General features: G+C 61.3%; 12 protein-coding genes. 9 read left to right on the top strand and 3 right to left on the bottom strand.

What is annotated here, in order from left to right:
• The first annotated feature begins 34 nt into the window (after positions 1-34).
• Together WBQ96_RS13940 and WBQ96_RS13935 are read left to right on the top strand one after the other, a co-directional pair.
• Positions 35-856, top strand: a complete 822-nt coding sequence (locus tag WBQ96_RS13940; RefSeq protein ID WP_336550768.1) for a UDP-2,3-diacylglucosamine diphosphatase — start codon at positions 35-37, stop codon at positions 854-856.
• Between the two features lie 330 nt (positions 857-1186).
• A complete protein-coding gene (locus WBQ96_RS13935; RefSeq protein ID WP_336550770.1) occupies positions 1187-2401 on the top strand; it encodes an MFS transporter in 1215 nt (404 codons plus the stop codon).
• Here the strand turns inward: WBQ96_RS13935 and dgcA are convergent.
• Entirely contained in the window at positions 2372-3355 is a 984-nt protein-coding gene (gene dgcA / locus WBQ96_RS13930; RefSeq protein WP_336550772.1) for an N-acetyl-D-Glu racemase DgcA, read from the bottom strand. The two genes, WBQ96_RS13935 and dgcA, sit on opposite strands and share 30 nt — an antisense overlap.
• 78 nt (positions 3356-3433) lie before the next feature.
• On the opposite strand from dgcA, the gene WBQ96_RS13925 reads away from it, so the two are divergent.
• From WBQ96_RS13925 to WBQ96_RS13910, 4 genes are all read left to right on the top strand, one after another.
• Entirely contained in the window at positions 3434-4609 is a 1176-nt protein-coding gene (locus WBQ96_RS13925) for an ABC transporter permease (RefSeq protein WP_336550774.1), read from the top strand.
• Between the two features lie 8 nt (positions 4610-4617).
• Positions 4618-5436, top strand: coding sequence for an ABC transporter ATP-binding protein (locus WBQ96_RS13920; protein ID WP_336550776.1), 819 nt, complete (start codon positions 4618-4620; stop codon positions 5434-5436).
• A 14-nt stretch (positions 5437-5450) separates the two neighbouring features.
• Positions 5451-6824 carry an MlaD family protein gene (locus tag WBQ96_RS13915; protein ID WP_336550778.1) on the top strand — a complete coding sequence of 458 codons (1374 nt, stop codon included), beginning with the start codon at positions 5451-5453 and terminating at the stop codon, positions 6822-6824.
• A gap of 110 nt (positions 6825-6934) precedes the next feature.
• Positions 6935-7519 (top strand): ABC-type transport auxiliary lipoprotein family protein, encoded by a 585-nt coding sequence (locus WBQ96_RS13910; RefSeq protein WP_336550994.1) that lies wholly within the window; start codon positions 6935-6937, stop codon positions 7517-7519.
• Positions 7520-7600: 81 nt separating this feature from the next.
• Here WBQ96_RS13910 and WBQ96_RS13905 read toward each other — a convergent pair whose 3' ends face one another.
• The gene (locus tag WBQ96_RS13905) at positions 7601-14515 is read right to left on the bottom strand and encodes a kinesin (RefSeq protein WP_336550780.1); all 6915 of its coding nucleotides are present in this window, start codon (positions 14513-14515) and stop codon (positions 7601-7603) included.
• A gap of 277 nt (positions 14516-14792) precedes the next feature.
• Here WBQ96_RS13905 and WBQ96_RS13900 point away from each other — a divergent pair, with 277 nt between their 5' ends.
• The 3 genes from WBQ96_RS13900 to WBQ96_RS13890 all read left to right on the top strand — a co-directional run bounded on the left by WBQ96_RS13900 (position 14793) and on the right by WBQ96_RS13890 (position 16705).
• Positions 14793-15167, top strand: a complete 375-nt coding sequence (locus tag WBQ96_RS13900) for an Hpt domain-containing protein (RefSeq protein ID WP_205826484.1) — start codon at positions 14793-14795, stop codon at positions 15165-15167.
• A gap of 110 nt (positions 15168-15277) precedes the next feature.
• Positions 15278-15598: a 2Fe-2S iron-sulfur cluster-binding protein gene (locus WBQ96_RS13895; RefSeq protein WP_336550782.1), complete on the top strand. Its 321-nt coding sequence runs from the start codon at positions 15278-15280 to the stop codon at positions 15596-15598.
• Positions 15599-15679: 81 nt separating this feature from the next.
• Entirely contained in the window at positions 15680-16705 is a 1026-nt protein-coding gene (locus tag WBQ96_RS13890) for an NAD(P)/FAD-dependent oxidoreductase (RefSeq protein ID WP_165113272.1), read from the top strand.
• A gap of 7 nt (positions 16706-16712) precedes the next feature.
• On the opposite strand, the gene WBQ96_RS13885 is transcribed toward WBQ96_RS13890, so the two are convergent.
• Positions 16713-17345 carry a DUF922 domain-containing Zn-dependent protease gene (locus WBQ96_RS13885; protein WP_336550784.1) on the bottom strand — a complete coding sequence of 211 codons (633 nt, stop codon included), beginning with the start codon at positions 17343-17345 and terminating at the stop codon, positions 16713-16715.
• Positions 17346-17441 lie beyond the last annotated feature (96 nt).

Raw genomic sequence — 17441 nt, 5'->3', positions numbered from 1 at the left:
GCATAGGCTGCGCGACAGCAACGGAACAGAACCCATGTCCGGCGAAGCACCTCGCGCATTCCGCACCCTGTTCATTTCTGACGTCCATCTGGGCTCTAAGCCGGCCAAGGCGGAGTTCCTGATCGATTTCCTGCGCCATCACGAGGCGGAGACTATCTATCTCGTCGGCGACATCGTCGATGGCTGGCGGCTGCGCCGGTCGTGGCACTGGCCGCAGACCCACAATGACGTCGTCCAGAAACTGCTGCGACAGGCGCGCAAGGGCACCAACATCATCTACATCGCCGGAAACCACGACGAGTTCCTGCGCATGTTTCAAGGTGTGCATTTCGGTGGCATCGTCGTTGCCGACCGGGCCATTCACGAGGCCGCCGACGGCAAGCGCTACCTCGTCATTCACGGCGACCAGTTCGACACCATCGTGCACAATGCCCGTTGGCTCGCCTATCTCGGTGACAAGGCCTACGACATGGCTATCATCGTCAACCGCGTCGTCTCGCGGGCGCGGCGTCTGTTCGGCATGCCGTACTGGTCGTTCTCGTCCTGGGCCAAGGTCAAGGTCAAGAAGGCGGTGAATTTCATTGGCGCCTTCCAGGAGGTCCTGACCGAAGAGGCGCGCCGCTCGGATGTCGACGGCGTCATCTGCGGGCATATCCACCATGCGGTGATCGAGGATTTCGGCGACGTGCGTTACATCAACACCGGCGACTGGGTCGAAAGCTGCACGGCGGTCGTGGAGCATTTCGACGGTTCGATGGAAATCCTGTGGTGGCCGCAGGTTCAGGCAAAAGCTCCAGCCGCGGAACCGGCCTTTGTGCCGACTGTAATCGAAGGCGGCGGCGTCAAGGCGGCCTGACGGGCAAATCGACCATGTTTAGAGATCTGGCAGACGGGCGCCGCAAGCGCACTGAGGGCTTGCCGCTGCATGCTCCGGCGTCATCGACGACGCCGCAACCGGCAAGCAGGCATGGGATGCGACTTGGCGTGCTCGGCGGCCATCAGGGCCATCAGCCGGCGATCCGAAAGGCTGCAGGTCGGCCGAAGGTTTTGCAGCAAAGCCAGACGCGCCTGACTCAGGAAACCGCTGGACCAGGACATTTCGCAGCAATCCTCACCGTGTTAAGTGAGCCAGCTACGCGGCTGAATCTTTTCGCATGAGTCGCGCTACCTGGACTGCGCGCCCTCAATGTCATTGCCGCCGCTCTCGCCTGAACAGCTCGTCAAGCCGCGTCATTTCGAACTGCGCATTTCACTGATCTTCGCGGCGCTTTTCATTCCGCAGGGCGTGCATCTTCCCTATTTCCCGTTGTGGCTGGAGTCTAAGGGCTTCGATGCGGAGAAGATCGCCATCATCCTTGCCGCGCCGATGTTCCTGCGCGTCGTCACCACGCCGTTCATCTCTGCCATGGCCGATGAGGCGAAGGATCGCGCCAATGTGCTGATCGTGATGGTTGCCGCCGCGCTGCTGATCTCGGCGGGCTATTTTTTGCCGCCCACCTACGTGACCGTGCTCGCCGTTTCGCTCGCGCTGGCGGTGGCGTGGACGCCACATGCGCCGCTTACCGATTCACTGGCGCTTTCAGGCGTCAGGCGGTTCGGCTCCACCTATGCCAATATGCGCATCTGGGGATCGGCGGCCTTTCTCGGTGCCAATCTTGCCGGTGGGGCGATTCTGTCGTTGACGGGTGCGGAGGCCGTGCCGGTCATGATTTCCATTGGGCTGGTCGCAATCCTGGCGATATCGTTCATTGCTCCCCGCCTCGGACGGCCACGGCGCGCATCACCGCTCTCTGCCGTCGATATTCAGGAATCGGCGCCGAAGCTTCTCAATCGCTATTTCGTGTTCTTCGTGGCCGGAGCCGGCATCATCGTCGCCAGCCATGGTTTTCTCTACAGCTTCATCTCGATCTACTGGAAATCGATCGGCATCGACGACACGGTGATCGGCTTGCTCTGGGCTTCGGCGGTTGTTGCCGAAGTCGGCATGTTCATGATCTTCACGCGTATTTTTGGCAGGATGCGGCCGACGAAATTGCTTCTGCTGGCGGGGTTGGCCGCGATCATCCGCTGGCTCGCTTTTCCGCTGATCTGGCCGATGGGGCTTGGCGTTGGCGGCTTCTTCGCCGTCCAGTCGCTGCATGCCTTTTCGACGGCGCTCATTCTGATCGGCGTGCAAAAGCTGATTGCCGAAACCGTGGTGGAAGAGCGCACCGGGGCGGCCCAGGGCATTGCCTTCTTCGCAAACGGCCTTTCGATGGCGACGGTGACGCTCGTTTCCGGACCGCTTTACGGGCGCTTCGGCATTGGCGGCTTCTATGTGATGGCTGCCGTAGCTATGATTGGACTGGTCTTCATAGCGCTTGCGGCAAGGTCAGCCCCAGAGCGCCGCATCAGGCGGTGAGACCTCAGAACCCCGGTAAATCAGTCCGGGCGCACGGTCGCGTGCCAGAAGCAGGGGGCCGTCGAGATCGACGAAGTCTGCGCCCTGCGCCAGAAGCACTGCCGGTGCCATTGCTAGAGACGTGCCGACCATGCAGCCGACCATGATCGAAAAGCCCATGTCCTTGGCGCGGTCGCGCAACGCCAATGCAGCGGTCAGGCCGCCGGCCTTGTCCAGCTTTATGTTTATCGCGTCGTAAAGGCCGGCGAGTTTTTCGAGATCGTCGACGCCGTGCACGCTTTCGTCGGCGCATAGCGGGACGAGATGAGGAACGTGGCGCAGGATTGCGTCCTTGCCCACCGGTAATGGCTGTTCGATCAATGCGATGCCGAGTTCGGCTGCTGCGGCGAGGTTTTCGCGGATGTTTTCGTCTGTCCAGCCTTCGTTGGCATCAAGGATGATTCGGCTGTTGGGCGCTGCTTCGGTGACGGCGCGAATACGGGCGATGTCGTTGTCGCCGCCGATCTTGACCTTCAGCAGCGGCCGATCCGCGTTCTCGCGCGCCTGCATTGCCATAGCCTCGGGCGTTCCGAGAGACAATGTGTAGGCGGTTTCGAGCGATGTCGGCGGGGTCTGGGAAAGGTCTCGCCAGACAGGGTTGCCTGACGTCTTGGCCTCCAGATCCCACAGGGCGCAATCCACGGCGTTGCGGGCCGCCCCGGCCGGCATAGCGCCGATAAGTGCCTTGCGATCCATGCCCGCCGTTATTGCGGGCGCGATTGCCTCAATAGCATCACGAACGCCTTCCATGGTCTCGCCGTAACGCTTGTAGGGAACGCATTCGCCTCGCCCGACGAAATTGCCATCCGATATCGTACAGACGATGACTTCCGCTTCGGTCTTCGAGCCGCGCGAGATTGTGAAGATGCCGGCGATGGGGAAACGCTCGGCATTGACTGAAAGGACACGCGTCATATTTTTCTTCTCCGCCAGTCGATGCAGCACGGCCCGAGAAAGTGACAGACCCTGAATGACGGGATAAGACAGGCCGCAATGTTGTTCAATGGCGGCAAGGAAACGAGCGCGACAGAAGAGGCCGGTCCCCGCATCACGGAGACGGGGAAAGGCGGCGCATTGTCCTATGCTCTGTCCGGAGCCTGGACGACGCGCACCGTCGCTTTGATAGATGCCGATGTGCGAAAGATCGAAGCCCGGAAGGGCGCGGGCGCAATGACGCTTGATCTTTCCGGCATCGAGAGGATCGATACCGCTGGCGCCTGGCTGGTCGACCGGCTGATGAGATCGGCCGAATCTCAGGGCACAAGCGCAAAGCTGGAAGGCCAGAGCGAAGTCGCTTCCATCCTGCTCGGTGCGATACGCGAGGCTTCCGACAAGGCCGGTGACGACGCCGTAGAAACCCGTCCGAACTTCATCATCGCGATACTCGAAAACATCGGCCGTGGCGTCTACGCGATGCGGGACGATTTCCTGGCTTCGATGAGTATTCTCGGCTCGACGATCCGCGGTGCCCAGATGAAGCTCGGTCGCGGGCATGGTGTCAATCTGGCGGCTATCTTCAATCAGATCGACCGTATGGGCGTGGGCGCGATCCCCGTCGTGGTGCTGATGTCGGCAATCGTCGGGGCAATCGTCGCCCAGCAGGGCGCGTTCCAGCTTCGCTATTTCGGCGCTGACATCTTCGTCGTCGATCTCGTCGGCATCCTGGTCTTGCGTGAACTGGGCGTGCTGATGACGGCGATCATGGTCGCCGGCCGCTCCGGCAGCGCGATTACCGCCGAAATCGGCTCCATGAAGATGCGCGAGGAAGTGGACGCGCTGAAGGTGATCGGCCTCAATCCGGTCGGCGTCCTGGTGTTTCCGCGTCTCGTCGCGCTCGTCATCGCCTTGCCGTGCCTGACGATCGCCGCGAATTTCGCAGCACTCGGCGGCGCTATCCTGGTTTCCTGGCTCTATTCCGACATTGCGCCGGCGGCGTTCATCGACCGCCTGCGTCTCAGCATCGACCTCAGCACCATTTTTGCCGGACTGATCAAGGCGCCGTTCATGGCGATGATCATTGGCATCCTCGCTTCGGTCGAAGGCCTGAAAGTCGGCGGCAGCGCCGAATCACTCGGCCAGCACGTCACCGCGTCGGTGGTGAAATCCATCTTCATCGTGGTCATTCTCGATGGGATGTTCGCGATTTTCTTTGCGGCCATCGATTTCTAGGGATGGCGATGAGCAGCAAAAACTCGATCAGGGAGAACGGGGATGCTGCGGCGCGGGCCGACGATATCGTGCTGTCGGCCCGCGACATCACCGTCGGCTTCGGCGACAAGATCGTGCTGGAAAACCTGTCGCTCGACATAAGGCGCGGCGAGATTCTCGGCTTTGTCGGCGCTTCCGGCGCGGGCAAGTCGGTTCTGCTGCGCACCGTGCTCGGGCTGAACCAGAAGCGCTCCGGAACGATCAAGCTTTTTGGCGTCGACGTCGACAAGGCAAGCGATGCCGATCGCCTGAAGCTGGACATGCGCATGGGCGTGCTATTCCAGCAAGGTGCGCTGTTTTCGGCGCTTACGGTGCTGGAAAACGTCCAGGTGCCGATGCGCGAATATCTCGACCTGCCGAAGCGGCTGATGGACGAGCTGGCGCTGCTCAAGATCGAGCTTGTCGGCCTGCCGCGCGATGCTGCCGGCAAGTTTCCGTCCGAGCTTTCAGGCGGCATGATCAAGCGCGCAGCACTCGCCCGCGCGCTGGCGCTGGACCCGGATCTCGTCTTCCTTGATGAGCCGACCTCCGGGCTCGATCCGATAGGTGCTGCCGATTTCGACGAACTCGTCGCCAAATTGCGCGACACGATGGGCCTGACCGTCTACATGGTGACCCACGATCTCGACAGCCTGTTTGCGGTGTGTGACCGAATTGCCGTACTCGGCAAGAAAAGGGTTCTGGTGGAAGGCACGATCCAGAACATGCTTGAAAGCGATGAGCCGTGGGTCAAGTCTTACTTTCGAGGCAAGCGCGCACGGCAGATCGATATGGCTGCAAGGGCATAAAGTAAAAGGCGGGAATGGAAACCAGAGCCAACTACGTCGTCGTCGGAATTTTCACGCTCGTTGCGGTGCTCGCGGCCTTCGCATTCGTCTACTGGACGGCGGCGGTCGGCGATCGCGGCGAGACGTCGATGCTGCGCGTGCGCATTCCGGGCTCTGCTTCCGGGTTGGGCCGCGGAAGCCAGGTCCTGTTCAACGGCGTGAAAGTCGGCGACGTGCGGCGGGTGTTTCTCGATGTCGATAATCCCACTGTCGCCATTGCCGATACCGAGATCGATCGTGCGACCCCGATCACGAAATCGACGCAGGCCGATATCGGTCTTGCCGGCTTGACCGGCCAGGCCAATATCGAGCTGAAGGGAGCGGACAAAACGGAGGCCAATCTGCTCGACGAGGCTGAAGCTTCCGGAAAGATGGCCGAAATCACCGCCAACCCTTCGGCGGTAACGAATCTGCTGCAGACGGCGCAGGACATCTTCAAGCGCGCCGACAATGTGCTGTCGCAGCTTGAAGGCTTCACCAGCGACGTTCGTGGTCCGTTGACCGATACGGTGAAAAACGCGCAGAAATTCTCGGATGCGCTCGGGCGCAATGCCGATGGGGTCGACAAGTTTCTCGACAGCGTTTCCAAGCTTTCGGAAGAACTGGCCGGCGTTTCCGGTAAGCTGGACGGTACGCTCAAGGCTGCCGAAGACATCCTGAAAGCCGTCGACAAGGATAAAATCTCCTCGATCGTCGCCAATGTCGACACGTTCACCAAGAGCCTGAGCGAGAACAGCAAGCAGTTCGACAAGATCATCGCCGGCGTCGACACGGCGGTCGCGTCGATCAACGATTTTGCGCAGAAGACCAGCGGCACAGTAGGGAAAGTCGACAAGATTCTGGAGGGCGTCGACCCGGCAACCGTACGCTCGGCACTGGGCAATATCGAGATGGCCAGCCGCGATGCGAAGACCGCGGCGGCGGACGTGTCGAAGGTGACTGAGAGGTTCAGCCGTCGCACCGACGATATCGACCAGATGATCAGCGATGCCGGGCAGTTGACGCAGCGCCTGAACGCCGCCTCCGTGCGCATTGACGGCGTCCTGGCCAAGGTCGACAGCCTGTTGGGCTCGGGGGAAGCGGAGGGCGTGATGACCGATGTCAGCGCGACGCTGAAATCCTTCCGTCAGGTCGCCGACACGCTGAATGCGCGCCTCGGCGTCATCACCGAGGGGCTCGCACGGTTTTCGGGGCAGGGACTGCGCGATGTGGATTCGTTGGTGCGTGATAGCCGCCGCTCCATCAATCGAATCGAGCAGGCCATAACCGATCTGGAGAAGAATCCGCAGCGGATCATTACGGGTGGCGACGGAGCGGTCCGTCAGTATGACGGGCGGACACGGCGTTGAGGTTGGCGAGCGTATATGATGAAACAGTTCGCCGAAGGGAACAAATCCGCCGGTCGCGGCTATGGTTGGGGAAATTTCGGACAGGATCTGCCGTGAAGACAGTTAAGCTGATGTCTGGTGTTGCCATTATCGCTGCGGCACTTTCGGGATGCGCGCTCCTGCCGGGTGGCGGTCCTGCGCCGCTGGACACCTATGAATTGTCCGCACCGGCTGCTGGCGACGCACAGAAAGCGCGTAACCGGACCCAGATTCTGATTGCCGAGCCGTCGGCCCTGAAGGCGCTGGATGGCGAAAACATCGTCATAAAGCCGGCTCCCGGCGTCATCCAGTTTCTGAAAGGCGCCCAATGGGCCGATCGGTTGCCGAAGATCGTGCAGGCCCGGTTGGCCGAAACGTTCCAGCGTTCGGGCAGTTTTGCCGGTGTCGGATTGCCGGGTGAGGGGTTGGCGATCGACTATCAGGTCATCGCCGAGGTTCGCGCCTTCGAAGTGCGGGTCGATGGCGGACCGCATGCCGAGGTCGAGCTTTTCGTGCGCCTGCTCAATGACCGCAACGGCACCGTGCGGGCTTCGCGGATATTCGAGGCCAGCGCACCGGTTTCGGGTAGCGGCAACGACGCCTATGTCCGGGCCTTGAACAGCGCTTTCGGGCAGGCCGCGAGCGATATCGTCACATGGACCGATTCCGAGATCTGATCGCCGGTAGCCGGCTGTCTCAGGGCAAATAAAAAGGGCGGGAATTTCCCGCCCTTTTGCTTGTCTGTATTCCTATACGGCTTAGCGCAACCGCCCGCCTGCATGGGCAAGCATGGTGTAGACCTTGCCGGTATCCGAAGACAGGTAGGTCTGGGCCATGACGTTGTCGCGATCGTTGCGTGAAACGTCCTTCAGCAACTTTTCGAAATCGTCGCAGTAACGGTCGACAGCGGCACGGAACTCGGCGTCGGCCTGATATTTGCGGCGGATTTCGTCAAAGGTCTGCTGGCCCTTGAGCGTGTAGAGACGGCGCGTGAACACGTCGCGCTCGCCGCGCCTGTAGCGATCCCACAACTCGATCGACGCTTCATGATCGATTGCTCGCGCGATGTCGACCGAGAGCGAGTTCAGCGATTCGACCACATGGGCCGCCGAACGCGGGCTTGCTGCCGGGCGTGAGGCATTTGCGGTGGCTTCAGGGTGGGCCTCTTCACGCGACGCACCGCTCAGCAGGTCACGGACCCAGCCGCCGGGTTGCGCCCGCGAATTGCCCTCGCGGGGACGTGGGGCCGGATCAGGCGCACGTTCCATCTCCAGCGTCCCGCGCAGCGGCAGGTGTGGCACGGGGGGCTGCGGCGTAGCAGGAGCCTGCGGGGCAGGAGCACGACGCTGCGGCTCCGGCGCACGTGCCTGTGGCGCAGCCGCCGGGCGCTGTGCTGAACGGTCGGAAACATCGACGGTACGGCCGGACTTCGCAACGATCTCGGAGAGTTCCTTGAGGGCGTTGATCTGCTCGGTAACGGCGCGGCGCATGGCGGTGGTGGACTGCTTTGCTTCCTCGGGCATGTCGAGCACGCCCTTCTTGAGCTCGGCGCGGGTGTCGTCGAGCTCGCTCTTGATGGAGCTTGCCGTGCGGCGCATGTCCTCGGTGGCGTCGGCGAAGCGCTTGGTCGCCGATTCCACCACGTCCGATATCGCGATGCGGATCTTGTCCGTAGAGGCGAGGGTGCGATCCTCGGCCTTGTCCAGCGCCTTGCCGACGAGATCCTCGAAGGAGCGCATGATCCGCTCAAGGTCTTCCGACTTCTTGACCAGACCAACCGCCAGATCCTCCAGCGACGACTGGCGCTCAAGTGTGTGCTCGAGATTGCTCTGGGCCGAGCTCAGCAGTTCCGAAGCGCTCGTCAGCAGACGGCTGTGCTCGTCGAAGCGCGTGGCGATTGAGGCCACTTCCTTGAGCGTGTTGGACGACAGTTCGGTAAGGCGGGTGGTGTTGGAGTCCACCAGCCGTGCCGAACTTGCGAAGGTCTGAGCCGCCTTTTCCGTTGTCGCAGCGAAGCTCTGCGTGCTGCCGGCCAGGCGATCATCGACATTGGCGAGGTTTGTTGCGGCCTTTTCGATAAGGTCGTTGAGCTGCGAGCTGGACGCTCCAAGCCGGCCGATCAGATCGGTAACGCCTTCGGACAGATTGTTGCGCGCGCCCTCGACAGCAGACAGGGTTTCTGCGGTGCGGTTGGCGAGCGCATTGACCAGAGCGGCGTTTTCGGAACGAAGACGATCCGTTGCCTTCTGGGTGGCCAGTTCGAGGCTCTTTTGCAGTTCGTCGCCGCTTTCGGAGAAGCGTTCGACAAGCGGACGAGCGGTTTCGTCGAGGATCTTGGTGATCTCGGCGGAACGCTCGGCAAGCATCGTGTTCAGTTCGCGGGTGTTGGCGCCGATTGTGCGTGCGGCGTCGTTCGTGCTCTGGCCGATATGCTGGCCGACCGCCGTGAAGGTCTCGGCGATGACATTGGCACGGGAAACGAGCTGTGCCTCGGCCTGCGATATCTGCTCGTTGAGCTTCTGGCCGACATTTTCGGCGCTCGAAGCGAGCCGGATTTCGGCATTGGCAACATGCTCATCAACGCGCGCGGCGACGGCCTCGACACCCGACGCGAGGCGCTGATCCGCATTGGTGAGCGTCTCTTCGATGGAGCGTGCACGAGCATCCAGCTCGACCGCGGTCTGCTTGGCCCGATCAGCAACACGCTGCTCGGTCTCGGCAAAGACGTTGGCGATGTCGTTTGCGTGCGTTCCGATCGCAGACGAGGATTCGCTGAGCCTTGCTGCAAGACGCTCGTCGGCGGTGTCGAAGACACGTCCGATATCGGCAGCACGTCCGGCCAGCGTTTCGGCTGTCTCTCCGACGCGAGCGGCGAGGCGAGCATCTGCTTCCTCGAAGTTGCGCACGATCTCGATTGCGCGCGAACCAAGCGTGGTTGCGCCATCCGAGATGCGGGAGATGAACTGCTGGTCGGCTGCATCGAAGATACGGCCGAGTTCGGCAGCGCGCGCGGCAAGCGCATCGGCCGATTCACCGATGCGCATGCTGAGACGCTGGTCGGCATCGTCGAAGTTACGCAGGATGTCGCCGGCGCGAACCGCGAGCGAACTCGCGGTCTCGACAGCGCGAGCCACCAGCTTCTGGTCTGCGTCGTCGAAGGTCCTGACGATATCGCCTGCGCGCAGCGCCAGCGTGTCGGCGGTTTCTTCGGCGCGTGCGATCAGCGAAGACGACGTTTCCTGCGCACGGGCGGCGAGGCGGCCGTCGGCTTCCTCGAAGGCGCGGGTGATGTCATCGGCGCGGGCAAGCAGTGCGGCAGAGGTCTGCTCGGCGCGGTCCGCGATCTGGCGGTCGGCATCCGTGAAGGCCTTGCCGGCTTCCTCGTTCAAGGCCGAGGTTACTTCCAGAACCTTCTCGCGCAGGGCGCCGGCGACGAAGACGGCGCTCTTTTCCAGCACGAGGCGGACATTGTCGATGCCGGTCGAAAGCGCGCGCTCCATGGTACCGGTGCGTTCCTCGATGACGCCGGTCTGGCGGCGGAACGCTTCCTCGATCTTCTCGACGTCGGCGGAAAGGGCATCGGCGATGTCGGCGCGCTTGCCGGCAATCGTCTCGATGTGACCGGAAACGGCTTCATCGATCTCGCGACGGGTTTCGGCGAGCCTGTTCAGATCATCGTCAAGAGCGCGGGAAAGCATATCCCTGCCTTCGGAGAGCTTGCCGATGTGGGCGGCGATGATGCCATCCACGTCTGCGCGGCTGTCGGTGACTTTCTGCAGGTCGGCTTCAAGCGCCTGCGACAGGATGTTGCGGCCTTCGGCCAGCTTCTCGACCTGTCCGGCAACGATGTTGTCGATGTTCGAGCGGCTGTCGGCCAGCTTCTGCAGGTCGACTTCCAGGGCGCGGCGGAGAATGTCGCGGCCTTCGGCCAGCTTTTCCACCTGTCCGGCGACGAGGCCGTCAATGCCTGAACGGCTTTGGGCGAGCTTCTGCAAGTCCTCTTCCAGCGTACGGGCCAGCATGGCGCGGCCCTCTGCCAGACGCTCGGTCTGGCTGGCAATGAGGTTTTCGATGCTCTCTATATCCTGCTCCAGCGCGCGGGTAAGCACGCTGCGGCCTTCGCCGAGCTTTTCAGCCTGTCCGGCGATGACGCCCTCGATGCTGGCCACATCGGCCTCAAGTGCGTTCGACAGAACCTTGCGGCCTTCCACCAGCTTTTCCACCTGCGCTGCGACGAGGCCCTCGATATTGGCCATATCCGCTTCCAGGGCGCGCGAGAGGATATCGCGGCCATGGGCAAGCTTCTCGACATGCGTCGAGACGATGCCATCCAGCCCCGAGCGTGTCTCGGCGATCTTGTTGAGGTCGTCTTCGAGCGCAAGCGTCAACTGCTGACGGTGATCGCTCATCTTGCCTGCATGCTGGGAAACCATGCGGTCGATATTCGACAGATCGGCTTCCAGCGCGCGGCGGAGAATGTCGCGGCCTTCGGCCAGCTTCTCCACTTGTCCGGCAACCAGCCCGTCAATGCTGGAGCGGCTTTCGGCCAGCTTGCTGAGGTCGTCTTCCAGGGCGCGTGTCAGGTTTGCGCGACCCTCACCGAGCTTGTCTGCGTGCGCACCGACCATATCGCCGATGGTGGTCAAGTCTTCCTGCAGCGCCCGCTTGAGGATATTGCGGCCTTCGGCCAGCTTCTCGACCTGACCGGCAACGAGGCCGTCGATGCTGGACCGGCTTTCGGCCAGCTTGTTGAGGTCGTCCTCGAGAGCGCGGGTGAGGCGCAGGCGACCTTCGTCAAGTTTTTCGAGCTGCCCGTCGATCAGGTTGTCGACGCTGGAACGGCTGTCAGCGATCCTGTTGAGATCAGCTTCGAGTGCACGAGAGAGAACGTCGCGACCTTCGGCGAGCTTCTCGACCTGACTTGCCACGAGACCGTCTATGCTCGAGCGGCTGTCGGCCAGCTTGGCAAGGTCGGCTTCCAGTGCACGCTTGAGGATATCGCGACCCTCGGCCAGCTTTTCGACCTGACCTGCGACCAGCCCATCGATGCCGGAGCGGCTCTCGGCGAGCTTGTTGAGGTCGTCTTCCAGGGCGCGGGTGAGGCGCAGGCGGCCTTCGTCGAGCTTTTCGAGCTGCCCGTCGATGAGGTTGTCGATGCTCGAACGGCTGTCGGCGATCTTGCCGAGATCGGTTTCGAGTGCGCGGGAGAGAATGTCGCGGCCTTCGGCCAGCTTCTCGACCTGGCTGGTGACCAGATTGTCGATGTTGCTGCGGCTTTCGGCAAGCTTGGCAAGGTCGGCTTCCAGGGCACGCTTGAGGATGTCGCGGCCCTCGGCCAGCTTTTCCACCTGGCCAGCGACCAGCCCGTCAATGCCGGAACGGCTCTCGGCGAGCTTGTTGAGGTCGTCTTCAAGCGCGCGGGTGAGGCGCAGACGGCCTTCGTCGAGCTTTTCGAGCTGCCCGTCGATGAGATTGTCGATGCCAGAGCGGCTGTCGGCGATTTTGCCCAGGTCCGTTTCCAGGGCGCGCGAAAGGATATCGCGGCCCTCGGCGAGCTTCTCGACCTGGCTGGTGACCAGATTATCGATGGTGCTGCGGCTCTCGGCAAGTTTGCCAAGATCAGCCTCCAAGGCGCGCGAAAGAATGCTGCGGCCTTCGCTCAGCTTGCCGACGTGGCCAGCGACCATTTCGTCAATACCGGCGCGGGTTTGGGTGAGTTTCTGCGAATCTTCCATGAGCGCGCGGGTGAGGCTTGCACGGCCTTCGGCCAGCCGCTCCAGATGATCGCCGAGAGATGCGTCGATGGTCGCTCGGGATTCGTTGATCTTGCGCAGATCCTCGTCGAGCGCCTGCGAGATGAGGGTGCGGCCTTCGGCCAGCTTCAGCACCTGGAGGCTGACGGCCTCCTCGATGCCTGCGCGATTTTCCTCGAACTTGGACAGATCGCCACGAAGCGTTTCGGCTATCCGTTCGCCGCTTTCGGCAAACTTGCGCGACTGGTTCTCGACTGCTTCGTCAATGCTTTGACGCGCGTCGCTAAGCTTCTGGATGTCCGCGTCGAGCGCGTCCGAAACGACGTTGCGGGCCGACTCCAGCCGGTTTGCGAAATCGCCGGCGCGTGCTTCCAGCATGGAAGAGGTCGACATGACGATGTCGGCCATTTCGGAGCCGATCCGTGCGCGGCCTTCGTCGATGACGGTGGAGAGGCTCTGCTTGCCTTCCGAGAAGGTGTTGGCGATCTCGCGAGCGCGATCGACCAGCGTTTCGTTGATCTGGCGCGCGCGGGCTTCAAGCGCGGCATTGAGCTTCTGCGTGCCGGTGTCGAGCGCTTCGGCGCGCGTCTGGAACTCGCTGATCAGCACCTGGCCGCGTTCGGCCAGTGTGCGCTCGATGCCCTGGAGGCTTGCCTCGAAGTCTGCATTCAGCGTGCGGGCAGCGCCGCCCAGCAGCGAAACCATGCCGGAGGTGCGGTCGTCCAGCAGATCCGAAAGCGACCGAGTCATGTCGTCGGTGCTCTGGGTAAGCTTGGCGATGCGCGTGTCGAGAAGGCTGGCGAAAGCCTCGCCGGAAGTGGTGATACGGTCGCCGATCGTGTCGAGGCGCTGGTCGATCGACTCGAAGATCGAAGCGCCGCTTTCGTTGATGCGATCGATCAGCGTGTCGCCGGAATTGTTGATCGTCATCGACAGCTTGGTCGAGGCGTTCAGGATGTTGTCGCGAATGACTTCGCTGGCTGAGCCGAGCTCGTCGCGCAGCGTCTCATGTGCGCCGGTGATCGATGCGCGCACGCGTTCGGCATGGGTCACCACGGCTTCGCGCTCGCTGCCGAGCCCGTCGACGAGCGAGCGGATGCGTGCTTCGTTCTCCGAATAGGAACGTTCGATCTGGTTGACTTCGGTGTGGACCAGCGTTTCGAGTTCGACAGCGCGGGCGAGGGTGCGTTCGATGCCTTCGCCCATGGCAGCCACTTCGCGGCGCACGGCCTGGCCAACGGTCATGACGCGGTCCTGAGCCAGGTTCTCCGGCTCCGCGAGGCGGAATGCCACTTCCGTCATGGACTGGGCGGCGAGGCGCATGTCCTGCGCGCGGCGGATCATGAGCGCGAAAGCCCAGAAAAGGATTATTGGCGTGAAAGTGAGGACGCCGAGCAGGATAAGGTATGGGCGCGCCAGGACCTGATCGATCGATCGGATCTCAAGAATGCTTGGCGAAAACAGCATGTTGGCGAGAAGGAAGCCGCCACCGATCCAAAGCAGCGAGAGAATTGCCACGACCCAATAGACGCCGTTCGACGAGCGCCGGTTTATGCCGTGCATAACCGACCTGTAGTCGCGCTGCTGGTCGTCATTGGCTGGCGAAAAGCCGGATGGGCGTCCGTTCGGCTGCTCAACCGGGCGAAGTTCGGTAGCGGGAGCAGCAGTCTTCTTGGAATTGGAATTAGAACTTGAAGACTTCGAAGGCGCGTTCTGTACAGCAGGCTGAGCGGCTTTTTCGGCCCGGCTCTCGCGTGCGAGTTCGTCAGCGGCTTGCGATATCTGCGCCTCCAGATCTTCCATCGAGGCTGCTATATCCAGCTCATCGGCGCCTGCCGATAGGTCGAAGTCGAGGGCTTCCTCGAGCTCTTTTGCGACTTCGCTGTCGAGGTTCTTCGTTGTCGAAGTTTTTTTCGCCATTTCGCCGTTACCCTGTACTACTGCCGCGAGGTCGCCAAATTTCGGCGCTTATATGCCCGCGTGCGAGGCTTATTATGGACCGCCCGTATCGTAGTGGCACAGCCGGGTAAAGGAAACTTGAATCCGGCCAGATACGTAAAACTTTAAACATAAGGTTAACGAAGCCACGATTTGGGCGGCTTTGCGACGGATTTCCGCGCTCTCGCACATTAACCCGTTATCCACATGATTACGCTAGCCTGGTTGATCTAGCCGGGTGCATGACAAGAAGGTTGAAATGGCACTGCATACATCCAACGCCGTCGCATTTTCGATGCCGGGCGGCGAAAGCTGCGGCTCGGCACGGTCTCGCCCGGTCGATCTGGTTCATCTGGCCCGTCAAACGATGGGTGATCGCGCGCTCGAGCAGGAAGTGCTGGCATTGTTTGTGCAGCAAGCTCTGCAGGTTCGCGACCAGATCTCCACTGCCAGCACAAATGAGCGTCTTCGTTTGGCCCACGGCTTGAAGGGTTCCGCCCGCGGCGTTGGCGCATTCGCCATTGCCGACTGCGCGACCGCAATCGAAAAGCAGCCCGAAGATCGCAATGTTTTGAAGCGTTTGTCTGGGCTTATTGACGAAGTCCGCGAGTTCGTCGCCGCTATCAATCGATAGGCATTTTCTCCACTTGTTCTCGAATACGCCACGGGAGGCCGCTTTTGCGACGCAGTTGACTTGCGCGCCGGAGTGATTATCTCGGCTTGGTATTCATCTCAGGGGCAGTAATGACCAAGCTTTCCTTTGTCGCCTTCGATGGCACGCGCTTCGACGTGGAAGCCGAAAACGGCTCGACCGTCATGGAAAACGCCATCCGCAATGCCGTGCCGGGCATCGAGGCGGAATGCGGCGGCGCCTGCGCCTGCGCCACCTGCCACGTTTATGTCGACGAAGCCTGGACCGATATCGTCGGCGAGCCGGAGGCGATGGAAGAAGACATGCTCGACTTCGCCTATGACGTTCGGCCGAATTCGCGCCTGTCCTGCCAGATCAAGGTGCGTGATGAACTGGACGGGCTCGTGGTGCAGGTTCCGGAGCGCCAGGGATAATTCCGCTGTTGCCGGCCAAGCTCATGCATTCCTGATATCCTGCTGGGGAAATTTCAACAGATCATAGTCGAGGGCAGGAATATGGAGAGCAGCAAGACGGACGTTCTGATCATCGGAGCAGGGCCGGTCGGGCTGTTCGCCGTGTTCGAACTCGGCCTGTTCGATATGAAGTGCCGTCTGATCGACATTCTCGACCGGCCCGGCGGCCAATGCGCCGAACTCTATCCTGAAAAACCCATCTACGACATTCCGGCCTGGCCTTCGATCTCGGCGCAAGGCCTTGTCGACAAGCTGATGGAGCAGATCGCTCCGTTCAAGCCGGAATTCAGCTTCAACCGCATGGTTTCCGGGCTGGAAAAGCTCGAAGACGGCACGTTCCGGGTCACCACGGACGAAGACGAGGTGATCGAGGCCAAGGTCGTGGTGATAGCTGCCGGTGGCGGCTCGTTCCAGCCCAAGCGACCGCCGATACCTGATATCGAGGCCTATGAAGGCAGCAGCGTCTTCTATTCCGTCCGGCGCATGGAAGAATTCCGCGGCCATGATCTCGTCATTGTCGGTGGCGGCGATTCCGCGCTCGACTGGACGCTCAACCTGCAGCCTGTCGCAAAAAGCGTCACACTGGTTCATCGCCGCCCGGAATTCCGCGCGGCACCTGACAGTGTCAACAAGATGTACGCGATGCAGGAGATGAAGCAGCTTGATTTTCAGGTCGGGCAGGTGACCGGCCTGAAGGGCAGCGACGGGCAGCTCTCATCCGCAACCATCAAGGGGCCTGATGGCGACGTCGAAATTCCTTGCACGCGCATGCTGCCGTTCTTCGGGCTGACCATGAAGCTTGGGCCGATCGCCGATTGGGGCCTCAATCTGCATGAGAACCTTATTCCGGTCGATACGGAGAAGTTCGAAACCTCGGTGCCGGGAATTTTCGCCGTCGGCGACATCAACTGGTATCCGGGCAAGCTGAAGCTGATCCTTTCCGGCTTTCACGAAGTGGCGCTGATGGCGCAGGCTGCCAAGAAGATCGTCAGCCCCGGCGAACGCATCGTGTTCCAGTACACGACGTCGTCTTCCAGCCTGCAGAAAAAGCTTGGCGTGGCTGATTAGGCTGCATTCAACCGGCGCGGCGCGCCGCTTCCATGCGCTCGAGGCGATATCCCAGAAGGCGCATGATGCGCCTTTCGAAATTCACGCTTTCAACCCGGTCGAATTGTTCCTGCGCCCTGTCGTGCTTTTCGAGAATTCTGGCACGGATCTCCTTAGCTTTCGCCAGAACCGTTTTGCAGTCCTTCTGCCGGTCAATCGCCTTCATGGCCCGTTCCATCTCGCGGGCATAATTCTTGGCAATGACGACATGGCCTTCCTCATGCCGCTTGATATCCGAAGCCAGAGTATCCCAAATCAGTCTGACATCCTGCTCGGCCTTGCGAGGGCGGCTCCATCTGGGAAGGATGATTTTTACCTTCAAGGTCACCTTCGCCTCGGCAAGTTGGCAAAAGCTTGAAGCGAATGCCGTTGTTCCCTGGGCGTAGCCGAGGCGGGTGGTGAATTCCATCTGCGTGGCGCCGGGGTGCCGCTTGTTGGAGGTTTTCACCTGTGGTCCGTGCTTGGCCAACTCGTTCTCGATCTGATCCAGCGTGTTGCCGCCGACCGAGAAATAGCTGTAGGTCTTCGAAAGGCTGACAGCGCCGGCGGGAATGGCCGAGCAGGTGATCAAGCCGAGGGCCAGCAGGATACGTTTGTTCATATTGCCTCTTGCTGTACCTTGCTTTACGCGCACTTTGGTGTGCAACCGAAATCGCCGCCAAACCAGTCTTGCTGCAACAAGTGTTGATTTTTTGTG

This window comes from Mesorhizobium sp. CCNWLY176, assembly GCF_037153935.1.
GTDB lineage: Bacteria > Pseudomonadota > Alphaproteobacteria > Rhizobiales > Rhizobiaceae > Mesorhizobium_M > Mesorhizobium_M zhangyense.
This window is presented reverse-complemented; position numbering and strand designations above follow the sequence as displayed.

Bases quoted from the DNA above. Each gene is read 5' to 3' on its own strand.
- WBQ96_RS13925 (WP_336550774.1), top strand. From the start codon at position 3,434: ATGTTGTTCAATGGCGGCAAGGAAACGAGCGCGACAGAAGAGGCCGGT.
- WBQ96_RS13920 (WP_336550776.1), top strand. From the start codon at position 4,618: ATGAGCAGCAAAAACTCGATCAGGGAGAACGGGGATGCTGCGGCGCGG.
- WBQ96_RS13940 (WP_336550768.1), top strand. From the start codon at position 35: ATGTCCGGCGAAGCACCTCGCGCATTCCGCACCCTGTTCATTTCTGAC.
- WBQ96_RS13905 (WP_336550780.1), bottom strand. From the start codon at position 14,515: ATGGCGAAAAAAACTTCGACAACGAAGAACCTCGACAGCGAAGTCGCA.
- dgcA (WP_336550772.1), bottom strand. From the start codon at position 3,355: ATGACGCGTGTCCTTTCAGTCAATGCCGAGCGTTTCCCCATCGCCGGC.
- WBQ96_RS13915 (WP_336550778.1), top strand. From the start codon at position 5,451: ATGGAAACCAGAGCCAACTACGTCGTCGTCGGAATTTTCACGCTCGTT.
- WBQ96_RS13935 (WP_336550770.1), top strand. From the start codon at position 1,187: ATGTCATTGCCGCCGCTCTCGCCTGAACAGCTCGTCAAGCCGCGTCAT.
- WBQ96_RS13910 (WP_336550994.1), top strand. From the start codon at position 6,935: ATGTCTGGTGTTGCCATTATCGCTGCGGCACTTTCGGGATGCGCGCTC.
- WBQ96_RS13890 (WP_165113272.1), top strand. From the start codon at position 15,680: ATGGAGAGCAGCAAGACGGACGTTCTGATCATCGGAGCAGGGCCGGTC.
- WBQ96_RS13895 (WP_336550782.1), top strand. From the start codon at position 15,278: ATGACCAAGCTTTCCTTTGTCGCCTTCGATGGCACGCGCTTCGACGTG.
- WBQ96_RS13900 (WP_205826484.1), top strand. From the start codon at position 14,793: ATGGCACTGCATACATCCAACGCCGTCGCATTTTCGATGCCGGGCGGC.
- WBQ96_RS13885 (WP_336550784.1), bottom strand. From the start codon at position 17,345: ATGAACAAACGTATCCTGCTGGCCCTCGGCTTGATCACCTGCTCGGCC.